The organism is Nitrospira tepida (genome assembly GCF_947241125.1).
In the GTDB taxonomy this organism is placed as follows: Bacteria; Nitrospirota; Nitrospiria; order Nitrospirales; family Nitrospiraceae; genus Nitrospira_G; species Nitrospira_G tepida.
Genome location: NZ_OX365700.1, coordinates 2410318 through 2424650, shown reverse-complemented (window position 1 = coordinate 2424650; position 14333 = coordinate 2410318). Strand labels below are relative to the sequence as shown.

Genomic DNA, 14333 nt, shown 5'->3' with positions numbered 1-14333 from the left:
AGGGTTCTCGTGGGCAACGAGGCGCGGAGTTAGAATTTCACCTCCGGCGGCTTGGCGACGGCCTGTTCATCGGCAACCGTGAAGTTGGGCCGCTCGTCCAGATGAAGGAGATACTTCGCCGTCAAATTGGTGGGAAAGAACCGCACGCCCTTGTTGTACTCGGCGACCTTGTCGATATAACGTTTGCGGGCCACGGCAATTCGATTCTCCGTGCCTTCAAGCTGCGCCTGCAGATCACGGAAATTCTGATCGGCCTTCAGGTTCGGATAATTTTCTGCAATCGCAATCAACCGGCCCAAGGCCGACGAGACGCCGGCTTGTGCCTGTTGGAACTGTTCGAAGGCGGCTGGATCACTTAAGGTCTGTGGGGAAACCTGAATGCTGGTCGCCTTGGCGCGCGCCGAGACCACGCTTTCCAGCGTCTCCTTTTCGTGCGCGGCATACCCCTTGACCGTCGCCACCAAGTTGGGAATCAGGTCCGCCCGACGCTGATATTGGTTCACCACCTCGCTCCAAGCCGCCTTCGTTTCTTCATCCAACCCCTGCAGGTCGTTATAGCCGCATCCCATGACCAGGCTGAGCAACATTGCCAGCGCGACGGCCAAGATACCGGTTGACGATCTCCCTCTCATCGACGCCCTCCTTGATGGTGGTTCCACACCTTGTGTTTGTGGCAATGTGGGTGTCACCATTATGCCATGACAGTGCTACAATTGTTGTATGGCGGTGTCCCATGGCTCTCAGGCTCCTCATTTCCAGGATCAGATGCGGCGCAAGATCGGCGCGCTGCGCCGCGCCCTGCTGGAATTACACAAGGCGCTCATCGAAGCGGAGCGCGTCACCTACGAGCGCATCCACGGCCGGGTCGATTCGACCGGTCAGCTCCTCCAACTCGTCCTGCACGACGGCTGGTTTACCTGGCTCCATCCGCTCTCCCAATTGGTCGTCCGGATCGATGAGATGCTGGACGGCAAGGAACAGGACGCGATCATCGACATCGATCTCCTGTTAGCCGAGATCAAGGTCCTGCTCCGCCCCTCCGTGGAGGGCGACGGTTTCGCACGCAGCTATTACGAAGCCCTGCAGCGAGCCCCCGATGTGGTCCTTGCCCATTCACAGGTGAAGCAACTGCTCACCGCCGCTTCCCGCTAGCCGGCAGCAAGCTCCGCCCCGCCGCTGCCAGAAACGGCCCGCCGCAGACCTGCTCGCTTCCTCGCTTGCATCGTCGCGCACCTTTTCGCTATTCTCCGCGCGATGACCGAACGTCTCGCGCTTCAGGTCCTGCTTGCCGGCGCGAGCGGACTCCTTCTCCCCTTCTGTTTCCCTGACCAGCATCTGTTTCAGCTCGCGTGGGTCGCGCTGATTCCCCTCCACCTGGCCGTGGAGCGGGCCAAGCCCAAGCGCGCGTTTTTCGTGTCCTGGTTTGCCGGCACCTTGGCCTTTCTCGGCATCATGGTGTGGGTGGTTACCGCCATGCATATCTACGGCAAGGTGCCGCTCCTGCCCAGCTATGGGGTGTTGCTCCTGTTCGCCCTCTACCTCGGCCTCTATGTCGCCTTCTACGGATGGGGCGTCGCCCGCGTCGCCCAAGGCCATCCTGGCCTGATGTGGCTGGCGGCGCCGTCGCTGTGGGTCCTGCTGGAGCTGGTACGTACCTATTTTCTCACCGGCATCCCCTGGGCGCTCCTGGCCTATTCGCAAACGACCTGGCTGCCGATCATTCAAATTGCCGACCTCACCGGAGTCTACGGAGTATCGGGGCTCATCGTGCTCGGCAACGTCGGCCTGTTGACCGTTCTGCGTCTCTTTTCCAAGCGAGGCCGCCAACTATTGGGACGGTCCGCCTGGGTCGCGCCGGTGATGGCGGCATTCGCCCTGGTCGGCGCATGGACCTATGGAGCGCAACGGCTTGCTGATCCCATCGCGCCGATCGCATCCGAGCAAGCACCGGTCGGCGATCCTCGCCTCGTCACGATCGGGCTTGTGCAGGCCAACATCGATCAAGGACAAAAATGGGACGAGCGCTTCCGCCAAGAAACGATGGATCGCTATGTGCGCCTGACCCGCGCGGCCGGCCGGGACGTGGACCTGATCGTCTGGCCGGAGGCCGCCACTCCGTTCGTCTATGAAATGGAAGGGGGCTATCAAAAAGCCGTGAGCGGCCTGATTCAGCAACTCGATACCCCGCTGCTCTTCGGGAGCCCGGCGGTGCGCCGCTATCCGGACGGACGCCCGTACCTCTTGAACAGCGCCTACCTGTTGTCGCCGGTCGGCAACATCGTCGGGCGCTACGACAAGCAACATCTCGTGCCGTTCGGCGAATACATTCCCTTTCACCATTCGCTGCTCTTTTTCCTCGACAAGTTGGTGGAAGGCATCGGGGATTTCGAGGCGGGCGCCGACCCGACGGTGCTCGCCGTGCCTCAGCGGATCCCGCGCCCCAGCGAGGTACCGGGCCGTCCGGTTCCGATGGAGAAGGGCGCCTTCGGCGTCGTGATCTGTTACGAGGTCATCTTTCCCGAATTGGTCCGGCAATTCGCCCAGCAAGGAGCGGATTTCATGGTGACCATCACCAACGACGCCTGGTTCGGCCATTCGGCCGCGCCCTACCAGCACTTCGACATGGTCGTGTTCCGGGCGGTGGAGAACCGGCGCGCCTTTGCCCGCGCCGCCAACACGGGCGTGTCGGGCTTCATCGATCCCTACGGGCGGGTGCTCCAGGCCAGTCCCATCTTCACCGAGCAGACTCTGACCGGCAGCCTTCCTCTGGTCCGCGCCAAGACCTTCTATACAGAACATGGTGATCTCTTTGCCTATGCCTGTGTTATAATCGCCGGACTGTGCCTCTTGATGAGCCGGCCTCAATCACCGGCCGCCCGTCGCGGCTGGTGAGGCTGCCGCCTACACCCACATAACAAAGGACCCAGCATGTTGGAAGAAAGCCGCGGGCGCGTGAAGCGCATTGCCGAACAGGTAGCGGAGCTACGAGGGCATCTTTGACCTCCCGAAACTGACCGCCGACCTTCAAGACCTCGAACGTCAAACCGAACAGGCCGATTTCTGGAAAGACACCCGCACAGCGGCCCGCGTCAGCCGGAAGAAAGCTTCCCTCGAACGGGAGCTGCGTCAGTGGGAAGCGTTGGAGCAGAAGCATGGGGACCTCCAGGCCATGCTGGAGCTGGCCGAAGAATCCGGCGACGCCGACATCGAGCGCGAACTGGCCGCGGAGGTCGTTAAGTTCGAACAGGCTATCGATCAGCTCCGGATCGAACTGTTGCTCTCGGGCGAGCGCGACGACAGCAACGCGATCCTCGCCATCCATCCAGGCGCCGGAGGGACCGAATCTCAGGACTGGGCGCAGATGCTGCTCCGCATGTACGCGCGCTGGGCCGAGCACAAGGGCTACAAGGTGGAGACGCTGGACCTCCAGGCCGGCGACGAAGCCGGCATCAAGAGCGCGACGGTTTCGATCACCGGCCCCTATGCCTATGGCTACCTCAAGGCGGAAGCGGGCGTGCATCGGCTGGTGCGGATCTCCCCGTTCGACTCGAACAAGCGCCGGCACACGTCCTTCGCCTCCGTGTTCGTGTATCCGGAGCTGGAGGATGACGTGGAAGTCGTCATCGATGACAAGGACCTCCGCATCGACACGTTCCGGGCCGGCGGAGCCGGCGGGCAAAACGTCAACAAGGTCGAGACCGCCATCCGCATCACGCACCTGCCGACTGGCCTCGTGGTGCAATGTCAGAACGAACGGTCACAATTGCAAAACCGGATGGGCGCCATGAAAATTTTGAAAGCGCGCCTGTTCGAGCTGGAGCAGCAAAAGAAGGAAGCGGAGTTCAACGCCATCGTCGGGGAGAAAAAGGACATCGCCTGGGGCAGCCAGATCCGTTCCTACGTGTTCCAGCCCTACCAAATGGTGAAGGACCACCGCACCGGCGTAGAATCAGGAAACATTCAAGCGGTGATGGACGGGGAGCTGGATGCCTTTATCGAAGGGTATCTGACAAAACAGATCACGGCCAACAAATAAGCCCGCCTCCGTCGCCGCCCGCTGGCAGGACGGACGGGCCATCGGAGCCGTACCGCACATGGACGAACTGAACGATCAGCGACAGCAACGCATCAAGAAACTGGACCGGCTCCGCGCACTGGGCGTGGCGCCCTACGGCACCAAATTCGCCTGGAAGGACCGAGCCGGTGTGCTCATCAGGCAGCACGGTTCCAAGCCGAAGGAACAGCTCGAACAGGAACAGGTCGCCTGTACACTCGCTGGCCGCATCGTCGGGCTGCGGCGCTTCGGCAAGGCGGCGTTCGCCGTGCTGCAGGACGGGGCGGACCGGTTGCAGGTCTATCTCAAGAAGGATCTGTTGGGAGAACAGGGCTCGCGAATCTCCGAGGAGTTGGATTTGGGCGACTGGATCGGCGTGGAGGGTGTGTTGTTCCGCACCAAGACCAACGAATTCACGGTCGAGGTCAGGCAGCTCACGTTTCTCAGCAAAGCCCTGCGTCCGCTCCCCGAGAAGTGGCACGGCCTCACCGACGTGGAAACCCGCTACCGCCAGCGCTACGTCGACCTGATCGCGAACCCGGACGTCCATGCGATTTTCGTCACGCGGAGCCGGATCATCGGCGCGATCCGCAACTTCCTGGTCGGCAAAGGCTTTCTCGAAGTCGAAACCCCGATGATGCAGCCGATCCCCGGCGGGGCGGCCGCCCGTCCCTTCGTCACCCACCACAATGCGCTCGGCGTGGATCTCTATCTGCGGATCGCGCCGGAACTGTACCTGAAGCGGCTCATCGTCGGCGGCTTTCCGCGCGTGTTCGAGATCAACCGTAATTTCCGGAATGAAGGCATCTCCACGATCCACAATCCTGAATTCACGATGCTGGAATTCTACGTGGCCTATGCCGACTACCAGGATCTGATCCTTCTCACCGAAGAACTCTTCGCCTACCTGGCCTCCGAGGTGCTGGGAACCACCGAGATCGAATACCAAGGGCATAAGATCAACCTGGCCGGACCCTGGCGCCGCTGGTCCTATCACCAGGCGGTCCTGGAGGTCAACCATCTCCCACCGGAGTCCATCGCCACCGAGCAGACGGCGAGGGACACGGCGCAACGCTTGGGCCTCTCCGTCGATCCCAAGGCCACCCTCCCCTTCATTGTCAATGAGATCTTCGAAGAGACCGTGGAGCCGAAGCTGATTCAGCCGACCTTCATCACCGACTATCCGATCGAGCTGTCGCCGCTGGCCCGGCGCAAGGACCACGATCCGTCGCTGACCGACCGGTTCGAACTCTACATCGCCGGCCGGGAGATCGCGAACGCCTTCTCCGAATTGAATGATCCGCTCGATCAGCGCCAACGATTCGAGCAGCAAACGGCTCAGCGGGACGCCGGCGACGAGGAGGCCCACTATCTCGACGAGGACTTTCTCCGCGCGCTGGAGTATGCCATGCCGCCGACCGCCGGCGAAGGGATCGGGATTGACCGCCTGGTCATGCTGCTCACGAATCAGGCCTCTATCCGAGACGTGATTCTGTTTCCGCAACTGCGGCCCGAGAAGCCGGAGAAATAGCCGTGCAGCTCCCTTACGAAGTCTATATCGGGCTCCGGTATTTGCGCGCCAAGCGTCGCCAACGGACGATCTCGCTCAATACCTTCGTATCGGTCACCGGCATCACGCTCGGCGTTGCCGCCCTGATCGGCACGCTCGGCATCATGACAGGGTTCAAGGAGGACGTGCAGGCCAAGATCATCGGCACCACCTCCCATATCATCGTGCAGGACCGCACCAAGGACGGGATCGAAGGCTATGCGGCGCAGGTGCAGCAGGTGGAGCAGGTGCCCCGCGTCGTCTCCGCAACCCCCTTCGTCTACAAACAGGTCTTGCTCAGCAGCCAGGCCGGGGTGCAAGGGATCATCCTGCGAGGCGTCGACCCAGAGCGGGAAGCCAGGGTCACGGAGTTGGCAAAGAACATGAAAATGGGGCGGCTGGATGATCTGCTGAAGCCCGTGCCCGTCACCGTCCCGACCGGGACCGACAATCAAACGGAGAAGGCGCTGAGGCCTGGCATCATTTTGGGCAAGGAATTGTCGTTTCGGCTGGGAGCCTTCGTCGGCGACGCCATCAACGTCGTCTCTCCGGTCGGGCCGGTCAGCGCAGTCAGCATCACTCCCAAAATCCGCACCTTCGCCGTCGTCGGCATTTTTGAATCAGGCATGTATGAGTACGACTCGTCGCTGGCCTACATCTCGATCGACGAGGCGCAGAAGTTTTTCAACATGGGGCAAACCGTCACGGGGATCGAGGTCAAGGTCGAAGACATCTTTCAAGCCGGCGACATCGCCAAGGACATCGAACACGCGCTGGGGTTCCCGTTTTCGGCCAGGGATTGGATGCAGCTCAACCGCAACCTGTTCTCGGCGTTGAAGCTGGAAAAGACCATGATGTTCCTGCTGCTCGTCTTGATCACGATCGTCGCCTCCTTCAACATCGTCAGCACGCTGACCATGATCGTGACCGAGAAGCAGCGAGAGATCGCCATCCTGAAGGCGATGGGCGCGACACGCAAGGCCATCATGCGCATCTTCATGTTGAACGGGCTGATCATCGGCTTGACCGGCACGGTGATCGGCATCCCGCTCGGGTACGCGTTTCTGTGGCTGATCGAGCATTACTGGACCTTCGATCCGACGGTGTACTATATCTCTCACATTCCGGTGCACGTGCAGGCCGTGGACGTGGTTCTCGTGTCCGCCACCGTGCTCTCGATCAGCTTGGCCGCCACGCTCTACCCATCCTGGCAGGCTTCCAAGCTCGAACCGGCCTCGGCGCTGCGGTACGAATAACGTCATGCGTCAAGCCTCGCTCGTGAATCGTACAGGGCCGGACCAGGATGCTTTCTCAAACATGGCGACTGACACATGCCGCATAACGGTGCCTTCGTGATCAAGGTCGTCAACCTCACCAAATCCTTTCCCATGAACGGCCGGGAGCTGGTGATCCTCCGCGGCATCAACCTGGAAATCGCGCGGGGGGAGTTCATCGCCATCGTCGGGGCCTCAGGAGCCGGCAAGAGCACGCTCATGCACATCCTCGGCACCTTGGACCGGCCGACGCAGGGAACCGTGTATTTTGAAGGGCAGGATCTCTTTCGCTTGCCCGAGCAGGAGCAGGCCGAGTTTCGGAACCGCAAGATCGGGTTTGTCTTCCAGTTTCACCACCTGCTGCCCGAGTTCACGGCGCTGGAGAACGCCTGCATGCCGGCCTTGATCCAGCACCGGCCGAGGGAACAGGCGGAAGCCGAAGCCACCGGCCTGCTCCAAGAGGTCGGATTGGGCGAGCGCCTCCACCACAAGTCCGGCGAGCTGTCAGGCGGCGAACAGCAGCGGGTTGCGATCGCCCGAGCCCTGATCCAGCGGCCGGAACTCGTGCTGGCCGACGAGCCGACGGGCAACCTTGATACCCATACCGGCGACGACGTCTTCGGTTTGATGCGCACGCTCAATCGCAGCCGCGGCACCACTTTCATTATCGTCACCCACAACGAAAAGCTCTCCGCCCAGGCAGACCGCATCCTGCGCATGGAAGACGGCCTGATCGTCTGACAGGCTCCTAACCCGCATTGTTCATGAACGCTTCTGTTGCTTGGGCCCATTGCAACAGAAGCGCAAGGGGCACCCCGATTCGCCGCGGGGCACCCGTTGCTCCCAGATTTCAACGGGTCCCTGGCCAGCATGCGAAGTCGAAGGCAACGTGCCTCTCCGCCGCGATGTGATCGAACGCGGCGGCTCAAGCGCAGCTTGGTATGGCGGGCGTGCTCGCCGCTCAGGTCCGGCCGTCTCACCGACTCGGCGGCGCGCACAGACGTGGCGATCTTTATTCATCGCGCCGTGCGCCCCTCGACGTACTGTTTCAAGTACGCCTTGGTCCTTCGCGGCTGTGCCTGGGGGCACCCATTGCCGGGGGGCCCCGTTGCGGGTTGCTCCATGCAACGGGTCGAACATGCAATGGGTCCAACGTCTGGCGACTGCCGGGGACCCGTTGCTCTTTCACTGCAACGGGTGCGACGCCACGAATCGTCATGCATAATGCGGGCTAACAAGCCCGCTGTTGTCTTCTCTTGGTGCAATGGGCTCATGCGCAGAGGCTCGACCGTGAAGGTTTTTCTGCGCTCGTCAAGACCAATTTGAAAGACGAATGAATCATACGAGGGGGAGGCAACAAGAGATCCATCCTGTTTCTCAGGATTCCGCTTTTAGTCCTGTTTCTGGTATCGAATCAGATACAACGATGTATCCAATCGGATTCACTATCTTCTCTTCCATTTGTGCTTCCCACCTGTTCTGTATGCTCCACGCCAAGTAATCTGTTTACATTCCTCACGGTCTGTCCGCATTCCTTCGCGGCATAGTCAATGCATTTCCTTCGCCGCAAATGAACGGCACGATTGGAGGCTGCGTCCGAGTCTCTTCCTGCCCAAAGCTCCGCGAGCCGGCTCCGGATTTCACTTATACGTCACCGAAAGGAGATTCAGAATGCAAGACCCCATACTGTTCTGGAACGAAGTCGCTCTGGAAGCCAATCGACTTGACCATACTGGCGCCATGGAAGCCGAACATCAGCGCGGGCCGACCCTGAGTTCCCGTGCACTCGCAATTGTCCACTTGGCGATGCACGACGCCTTCTTTAGCGTAGCCGGTGTTGCGGCTATCCCAGGTCCTGGCCCGTCACCTAAAAATCTGTATCTGCTTTCTCCGCCCGCTTGGTCTGGAGGAAACTCCCCGGTCCATCGGAGTGCTGCCGTGGGCGGCGCCGCGTCGACAGCGCTCTGTACCCTCTACTCAGGTATGCGGGCACGGATAGAGGAAAAACTCGCTGAGATCAGCGCGAACAATGGCACAGACGACGCGGCCTTCAGCTTTGGGCGACGTGTCGCACTTGCAATGCTTGACACTCGAAAGGATGATGAGAAGGTCATACCGAAAGACGCGGATCATGTCTCGTCCCCCGGTCAACTCCGCCATCGAGTAGACCCTTGCAACACGACCCAAGGCTATCTGGGAGTTGGCTATGGCAAAACCCCTGGCTTCGCGGTTACGACCTGGCAACCACTCGATCCTCCGCCCGCGAAGACCGACCCCAGGTATAAGGACGATTACAAAGAAGTGTATGAACGGGGTGGCGCGCCGGAACTCAATACAACGGCACGCAGCCCCGAGCAAACGGCCATTGGCCTCTATTGGGCTTATGATGGCGCGAATAAGATTGGAACTCCTCCCCGCCTCTACAATCAAATCGTCCGGGAGGTGGTCAAAGCAAAGGGCAATACCACCGAACAAAACGCGCGGCTCTTTGCACTGATCAATTGCGCCATGGGTGACGCAGGCATTCACGCTTGGCACTGGAAATACTGCTTCGATCTCTGGCGTCCTGTCGTCGGTATCCGTGAAGACGATAAAGCCACCGGACCAGCCGCGACACCGGATAAGAAAATCACGCCGCCGTGCGATCCATTTTGGAAGCCGCTTGGCGCCCCGCGTTCCAATGAATTGAAATCGGGCTTTACGCCGCCTTTTCCAGCTTACCCAAGCGGACACGCCACGTTCGGCGCAGCCACGTTTGAGATGGTGCGATTGTTCTACGGGCACACCGACCGGAAAACCGAAGATACTATCGGGTTTACGCTCGTCTCCGACGAACTCAATGGTATCACCACGGAGAAGGATGGATCTGTCCGTACACGTCACGCACGCCACTATGACAGCATGGCGGAAGCGATGTATGACAATTCCGTCAGTCGCATCTACCTGGGGGTACATTGGCGGTTTGACGGGACCAGTGGAGAAAGCGTGCGCAAAATGCTCCAAGCCTCCGATAACATCGGTGGGGTGCCACTCGGTCGGGCGATAGCCAAGAACATCATCGACACCGGCATGAGGCAACAGGCTAGCCCCCCGACCCCGCCCACGAGTACCTGCATATAGCCATCTGTACCACCACCCGGCGCGCATACCGCGCCGGGTGGCATCCGATGAAAAGACACCGCTGACTTCCCTGTCTCTCCCGCCACAATTGTGCTGACTAAAGACTAATCTCGTGCTTCACGAACAGTGGCTATTGCCGTCCGGATAAATTCGAGCCACAGGTCGGTGATCCTTAATCCACGCGTGGGTTTTCGGGGCTACCTCAACTTGACCCCTTCGCGTCAGGAAGATTCCGGATCAATCTCTATCACCCGACGAGCCGATAGAAACGAAGGGCGAAAGAAGTCAAACGACTTTGGAGGAATCAGCCGACGGCCGCTGGGTTCAGCATCGCCTGCTTGAGGGAGGAGACGAAGGTTCCGACCGTTGTCACGAGGGAGGGATCCTGTTGATGCGCGGCAATCTGCTTGATGATCGCGCTTCCGACAATGACCCCGTCGGCCACCGCCGCAATGCGCGCCGCATCCTCGGGAGTGGCCACGCCGAACCCGACCGAGATCGGCACGCGGGTCACCTTGCGAATCCGTTTCACATTGTCTTCGACGTTGCCCAGATCGGTCAGCTTGGCGCCGGTGATGCCGGTCAGCGAGACATAGTAGATGAAGCCCTTGGAGGCCTTGGCCACCGCCGCCCGTCTCGCGGGAGTGCTGGTCGGAGCCAATAAGAAGATCAAGTCGAGCCCTGCCTCCTCGGCCCGGTCTTTCAACGGTCCTGATTCCTCCATCGGCATATCCGGAACGATCAGTCCGTCCACCCCTGCCTGAGCCGCATCCCGGCAAAAGCCCTGCTCGCCGTAGGCATGGATCGTGTTGTAGTAGGTCATCAGGACGAGCGGAATTTGTGTCTGACGACGCAACCCGGCGACCATCGTCAGAATACGCCGTAACGACGTCCCGCTCCGCAGCGCACGCTCGGCCGCCTGTTGAATGACCGGCCCATCTGCAATAGGATCGGAAAAGGGCACCCCGAGCTCGATGACGTCCGCGCCGGACCGCTCCAACCCCAACACGAGCTGTTCGGTATCCTGAAGGGACGGATCTCCCGCCATGATATAGGCGATGAGCGCCTTCTCGCCTTTGCCCTTGAGCCGCTGAAATGTCGCGTCGAGCCGATTCATCGGTTCGTCACTCGTTCAATGTTGACCGTTAATCGCTAGACCAGTCTGACTCAGTGTGGGATCGTTTCACGATTCACGTTTTGCGATCCACGCGCGTCACAGCGTTACCCCTCGCAACCGTGCCACTTGCTGCACGTCCTTGTCGCCCCGGCCAGACAGGTTCACGACCACGATCTGGCTCTTCTTGAGCTTCGGCGCCACCTTCACAGTCTCGGCGAGGGCATGGGCGCTTTCCAGCGCCGGCACGATGCCTTCTTCGCGGGCCAGCAGATCGAACGCGGCCAAGGCCTCCTCATCCGTTGCCGACGTGTACTGGATGCGCTGCGCGTCATGATAAAACGCATGTTCCGGCCCCACGGCCGCATAGTCCAACCCGGCGGAAACCGAATGGGTCAGGTTAATCTGTCCGTTGTCATCCTGGAGCAGATAGGTCATGGTCCCTTGCAGGACGCCCGGCTTGCCGCCTGAAAACCGCGCCGCATGTTTGCCGCTGGACAGCCCTTCTCCTCCGGCCTCCACCCCGATCATCTTGACGCGCCGGTCGCCGAGAAAGGGATGGAACAGGCCAATCGAATTGCTCCCACCCCCCACGCAGGCGATCAAATAGTCCGGCAGGCGTTTTTCCACGGCCAGAATCTGCTTCCTCGCCTCCCGGCCGATCACCGCCTGAAAATCACGGATCATCATCGGATAGGGATGGGCGCCGAGAACAGACCCGAGGATGTAGTGGGTCGTCCGGACGTTGGTGGTCCAATCCCGCATGGCTTCGCTGATCGCGTCCTTGAGCGTTCGGCTGCCTGTGTCCACGCCGGTAACCGTGGCCCCGAGGAGGCGCATCCGAAAAACGTTGAGCGCCTGCCGCTGCATGTCTTCCGTGCCCATGTAGATTTCACATTGGAGCCCGAACATGGCTGCGACGGTCGCAGTCGCGACCCCATGCTGGCCGGCTCCTGTCTCGGCAATGACCCGAGGCTTCTTCATGCGCCTGGCCAGCAGCCCCTGGCCGATCGCGTTGTTGATCTTGTGAGCGCCCGTGTGGCAGAGGTCCTCCCGCTTCAGGTAGATCTTGGCCCCGCCCAATTTCCTGGTGAGCCGGCCGGCGAAGTACAACGGCGTCGGACGGCCGACGTACTCCTTAAGATACTGTTGGAACTCGGCTTGAAAGCGCCGGTCGCGCTTGGCCCGTTCATACTCGGCCTCGAGTTCCAGCAAGGCCGGCATCAGGGTTTCAGGCACGTACCGTCCACCGTAAGGTCCGAATCGGCCGCGTGGATCAGGCAACGTAGGCATGGATCGTCCCGTTCAATTCATAAGGTAACGAAAGTATAGACGGGCCCTTTAGACGGAAACAAGCCGCACGGCCTGCACGAAGGCGCGGAGGCGTCCGTGGTCCTTCTTGCCCGGCGATGTTTCGACCCCGCTGCTGACATCGACGCCGTAAGGCCGGACCGTCCTGATCGCATCCGCCACATTCTCCGGCGTCAAGCCCCCCGCCAGCAGGATCGGGCAGGTCTTGGCGAGCGCCGCCGCCAGATTCCAATCGGCGAGGAGACCGGTTCCGCCATAAGCTTGACTCGAACAGGCATCGAGCACGAACCCCCGCACCCCGGCCCGTCCCTGGTACTCTGCAACGGCCAGGGCGGAAATCCGATCCTTCGCGCGGAGCGCCTTCAAGACCGGCCGGCCCAGCAGCTCGCAGTAGGAACTCGATTCGTCGCCGTGCAGTTGAGCCAAAGCCAGCCCGCAGGCATCTATTGTGTCACGCACCGTCTCCACGTTTTCATTGACGAACACGCCGACCGGCAGGACAAGAGGAGGCAAGGCCCGTACAATCGCGCGGACGGTGCCCAACTCGACGTAGCGAGGACTCTTCCGGTACAGCACGAAGCCGACCGCGTCGGCCCCGGCCTCCGCGGCGGCCAGCGCGTCGTCCAGATTGGTCAGCCCGCAGATTTTAACCTTCGTCCGTTCCATCAGCGTCTCGATCAGTGATCAGTGGGGGCACAGGGCCCTGCTGCGATGTTGGCCGTAGAAGTCACGATACTCCCATTGGCAGGCCAGCCCGTTCTGGTCGAACGCGATGACCATGCTTTCCATTCTGCCGCCTTCTCCCTGCTGGCTCCATTCGCAGACCTCCGCTCCATCCCGGAACGAATAGCATCGGGTCGGCAGGCCCATTTCGCGGACCCGGTCGTCTTTGTGAGTGCCCAGCCATTTGTCCCACCTGGCGCTCGCCTCCTTGATGTCGCCGCCGGCACAGCCAAAGAGGAGCAGAACCAGGATTCCCATTATGGTACTCATCATGGGTCGTGCAGTGGGTCCCGTCATGGGCGAGCCGCTCCTTTCCTCGTCAGGTTTCCTGCGGAGGTCCGTCCACCCCCAACAGCTCCTTCACCTTGGCGCCTGTATCGTCCGCCCGAATCAAGGACTCCCCCACGAGCATCGCATGCACCCCGGTTTCAACCAGGCGCAGCACGTCGTCGCGCTTGTGGATGCCGCTCTCGCTGACGATCAGCTTGCCGGGGGGCACCCGCTTCGCCAAGCGGAAGGTCACGGCCAGGTCGGTTGAAAAGGTCCGCAGGTCCCGGTTGTTGATCCCGATCAGCCTGGCTTCCGGAACCCATTCCAACACCGTATCCAACTCCCGCTCATGATGGGTTTCGAACAGGACATCCAAACTCAGTTCGCTGGCCAGCGCGTGAAAGTCAATAAGTTGCCGCCGGTCGAGGGCGGCGACGATCAGGAGCACCGCATCCGCCCCGTAGGCGCGCGCCTCGTAAAACTGCACGTCGCCCACCATGAACTCCTTGTTCAGCGTCGGCAGCCCAACCTTCTCCTTGACGGACCGGAGATAGTCCAAGCTGCCTTGAAAAAACTCCTTGTCGGTCAAGACGGAGAGCGCGGCGGCTCCGTGGCGCCGGTAGGCATCGGCGATGGTGACCGGCTCAAACTGTTGCTCGAACTCAGGTCGCAGCAGACCCAGGCTCGGCGAGGCCTTCTTCACCTCCGCAATCAATGCCGGACTTGCGGCGGTCTTTCTGGCGTCCAGCGTATCGGCAAAGCCCAACGGGGGGGCGGCGTCGCGAATGCGCGCCTTCAGCTCAGACAGGTAGCCCCGGCTTTGCTTGTGCCGAAGCTCCGCCCGCTTGTGTTCCAGAATTCGATCGAGGATCATCGTTGCCCGTCAACCGTCATTCGTCAACCGTCATTCGTCAACCG

At 60.9% G+C, this 14333-nt stretch carries 13 protein-coding genes; 7 read left to right on the top strand and 6 right to left on the bottom strand.

Annotated elements, in window-relative coordinates; all coding sequences use genetic code 11:
- Nucleotides 1-29: 29 nt before the first annotated feature.
- Nucleotides 30-632, bottom strand: a complete 603-nt coding sequence (locus tag QWI75_RS11470; protein WP_289268709.1) for a LemA family protein — start codon at nt 630-632, stop codon at nt 30-32.
- A gap of 133 nt (nt 633-765) precedes the next feature.
- Here QWI75_RS11470 and QWI75_RS11465 point away from each other — a divergent pair, with 133 nt between their 5' ends.
- The 7 genes from QWI75_RS11465 (at nt 766) to QWI75_RS11435 (ending at nt 9997) form a co-directional block, all read left to right on the top strand.
- Nucleotides 766-1152, top strand: a complete 387-nt coding sequence (locus QWI75_RS11465; protein WP_289268708.1) for a hypothetical protein — start codon at nt 766-768, stop codon at nt 1150-1152.
- A gap of 102 nt (nt 1153-1254) precedes the next feature.
- Nucleotides 1255-2892 (top strand): apolipoprotein N-acyltransferase, encoded by a 1638-nt coding sequence (gene lnt / locus QWI75_RS11460; RefSeq protein WP_289268707.1) that lies wholly within the window; start codon nt 1255-1257, stop codon nt 2890-2892.
- 36 nt (nt 2893-2928) lie between these two features.
- A protein-coding gene (gene prfB / locus QWI75_RS11455; protein WP_289268706.1) for a peptide chain release factor 2 occupies nt 2929-4036 on the top strand; the annotation gives its coding sequence in 2 pieces (ribosomal slippage) (nt 2929-2997 and nt 2999-4036; 1107 coding nt in all).
- Between the two features lie 58 nt (nt 4037-4094).
- Nucleotides 4095-5585: a lysine--tRNA ligase gene (gene lysS, locus QWI75_RS11450; protein ID WP_289268705.1), complete on the top strand. Its 1491-nt coding sequence runs from the start codon at nt 4095-4097 to the stop codon at nt 5583-5585.
- A 2-nt stretch (nt 5586-5587) separates the two neighbouring features.
- The gene (locus tag QWI75_RS11445) at nt 5588-6859 is read left to right on the top strand and encodes a lipoprotein-releasing ABC transporter permease subunit (protein ID WP_289268704.1); all 1272 of its coding nucleotides are present in this window, start codon (nt 5588-5590) and stop codon (nt 6857-6859) included.
- Between the two features lie 75 nt (nt 6860-6934).
- Nucleotides 6935-7618 carry an ABC transporter ATP-binding protein gene (locus QWI75_RS11440; RefSeq protein ID WP_289268703.1) on the top strand — a complete coding sequence of 228 codons (684 nt, stop codon included), beginning with the start codon at nt 6935-6937 and terminating at the stop codon, nt 7616-7618.
- Nucleotides 7619-8548: 930 nt separating this feature from the next.
- Complete coding sequence (locus QWI75_RS11435) at nt 8549-9997, top strand: vanadium-dependent haloperoxidase (protein ID WP_289268702.1); 1449 nt, start codon at nt 8549-8551, stop codon at nt 9995-9997.
- 304 nt (nt 9998-10301) lie between these two features.
- On the opposite strand, the gene trpA is transcribed toward QWI75_RS11435, so the two are convergent.
- From trpA to trpC, 5 genes are all read right to left on the bottom strand, one after another.
- Nucleotides 10302-11114: a tryptophan synthase subunit alpha gene (gene trpA / locus QWI75_RS11430; RefSeq protein WP_289268701.1), complete on the bottom strand. Its 813-nt coding sequence runs from the start codon at nt 11112-11114 to the stop codon at nt 10302-10304.
- 96 nt (nt 11115-11210) lie between these two features.
- The gene (gene trpB, locus QWI75_RS11425; protein WP_289268700.1) at nt 11211-12404 is read right to left on the bottom strand and encodes a tryptophan synthase subunit beta; all 1194 of its coding nucleotides are present in this window, start codon (nt 12402-12404) and stop codon (nt 11211-11213) included.
- Between the two features lie 48 nt (nt 12405-12452).
- On the bottom strand, nt 12453-13088 hold the full coding sequence (locus QWI75_RS11420) for a phosphoribosylanthranilate isomerase (protein WP_289268699.1): 636 nt from the start codon (nt 13086-13088) through the stop codon (nt 12453-12455).
- Between the two features lie 18 nt (nt 13089-13106).
- Complete coding sequence (locus tag QWI75_RS11415) at nt 13107-13403, bottom strand: hypothetical protein (protein WP_289268698.1); 297 nt, start codon at nt 13401-13403, stop codon at nt 13107-13109.
- Nucleotides 13404-13464: 61 nt separating this feature from the next.
- Nucleotides 13465-14289: an indole-3-glycerol phosphate synthase TrpC gene (gene trpC / locus QWI75_RS11410; protein WP_289268697.1), complete on the bottom strand. Its 825-nt coding sequence runs from the start codon at nt 14287-14289 to the stop codon at nt 13465-13467.
- Nucleotides 14290-14333 lie beyond the last annotated feature (44 nt).

Bases quoted from the DNA above. Each gene is read 5' to 3' on its own strand.
- QWI75_RS11465 (WP_289268708.1), top strand. From the start codon at position 766: ATGCGGCGCAAGATCGGCGCGCTGCGCCGCGCCCTGCTGGAATTACAC.
- QWI75_RS11435 (WP_289268702.1), top strand. From the start codon at position 8,549: ATGCAAGACCCCATACTGTTCTGGAACGAAGTCGCTCTGGAAGCCAAT.
- QWI75_RS11440 (WP_289268703.1), top strand. From the start codon at position 6,935: ATGCCGCATAACGGTGCCTTCGTGATCAAGGTCGTCAACCTCACCAAA.
- QWI75_RS11470 (WP_289268709.1), bottom strand. From the start codon at position 632: ATGAGAGGGAGATCGTCAACCGGTATCTTGGCCGTCGCGCTGGCAATG.
- trpC (WP_289268697.1), bottom strand. From the start codon at position 14,289: ATGATCCTCGATCGAATTCTGGAACACAAGCGGGCGGAGCTTCGGCAC.
- lysS (WP_289268705.1), top strand. From the start codon at position 4,095: ATGGACGAACTGAACGATCAGCGACAGCAACGCATCAAGAAACTGGAC.
- lnt (WP_289268707.1), top strand. From the start codon at position 1,255: ATGACCGAACGTCTCGCGCTTCAGGTCCTGCTTGCCGGCGCGAGCGGA.
- QWI75_RS11420 (WP_289268699.1), bottom strand. From the start codon at position 13,088: ATGGAACGGACGAAGGTTAAAATCTGCGGGCTGACCAATCTGGACGAC.
- trpB (WP_289268700.1), bottom strand. From the start codon at position 12,404: ATGCCTACGTTGCCTGATCCACGCGGCCGATTCGGACCTTACGGTGGA.
- QWI75_RS11415 (WP_289268698.1), bottom strand. From the start codon at position 13,403: ATGGGAATCCTGGTTCTGCTCCTCTTTGGCTGTGCCGGCGGCGACATC.
- trpA (WP_289268701.1), bottom strand. From the start codon at position 11,114: ATGAATCGGCTCGACGCGACATTTCAGCGGCTCAAGGGCAAAGGCGAG.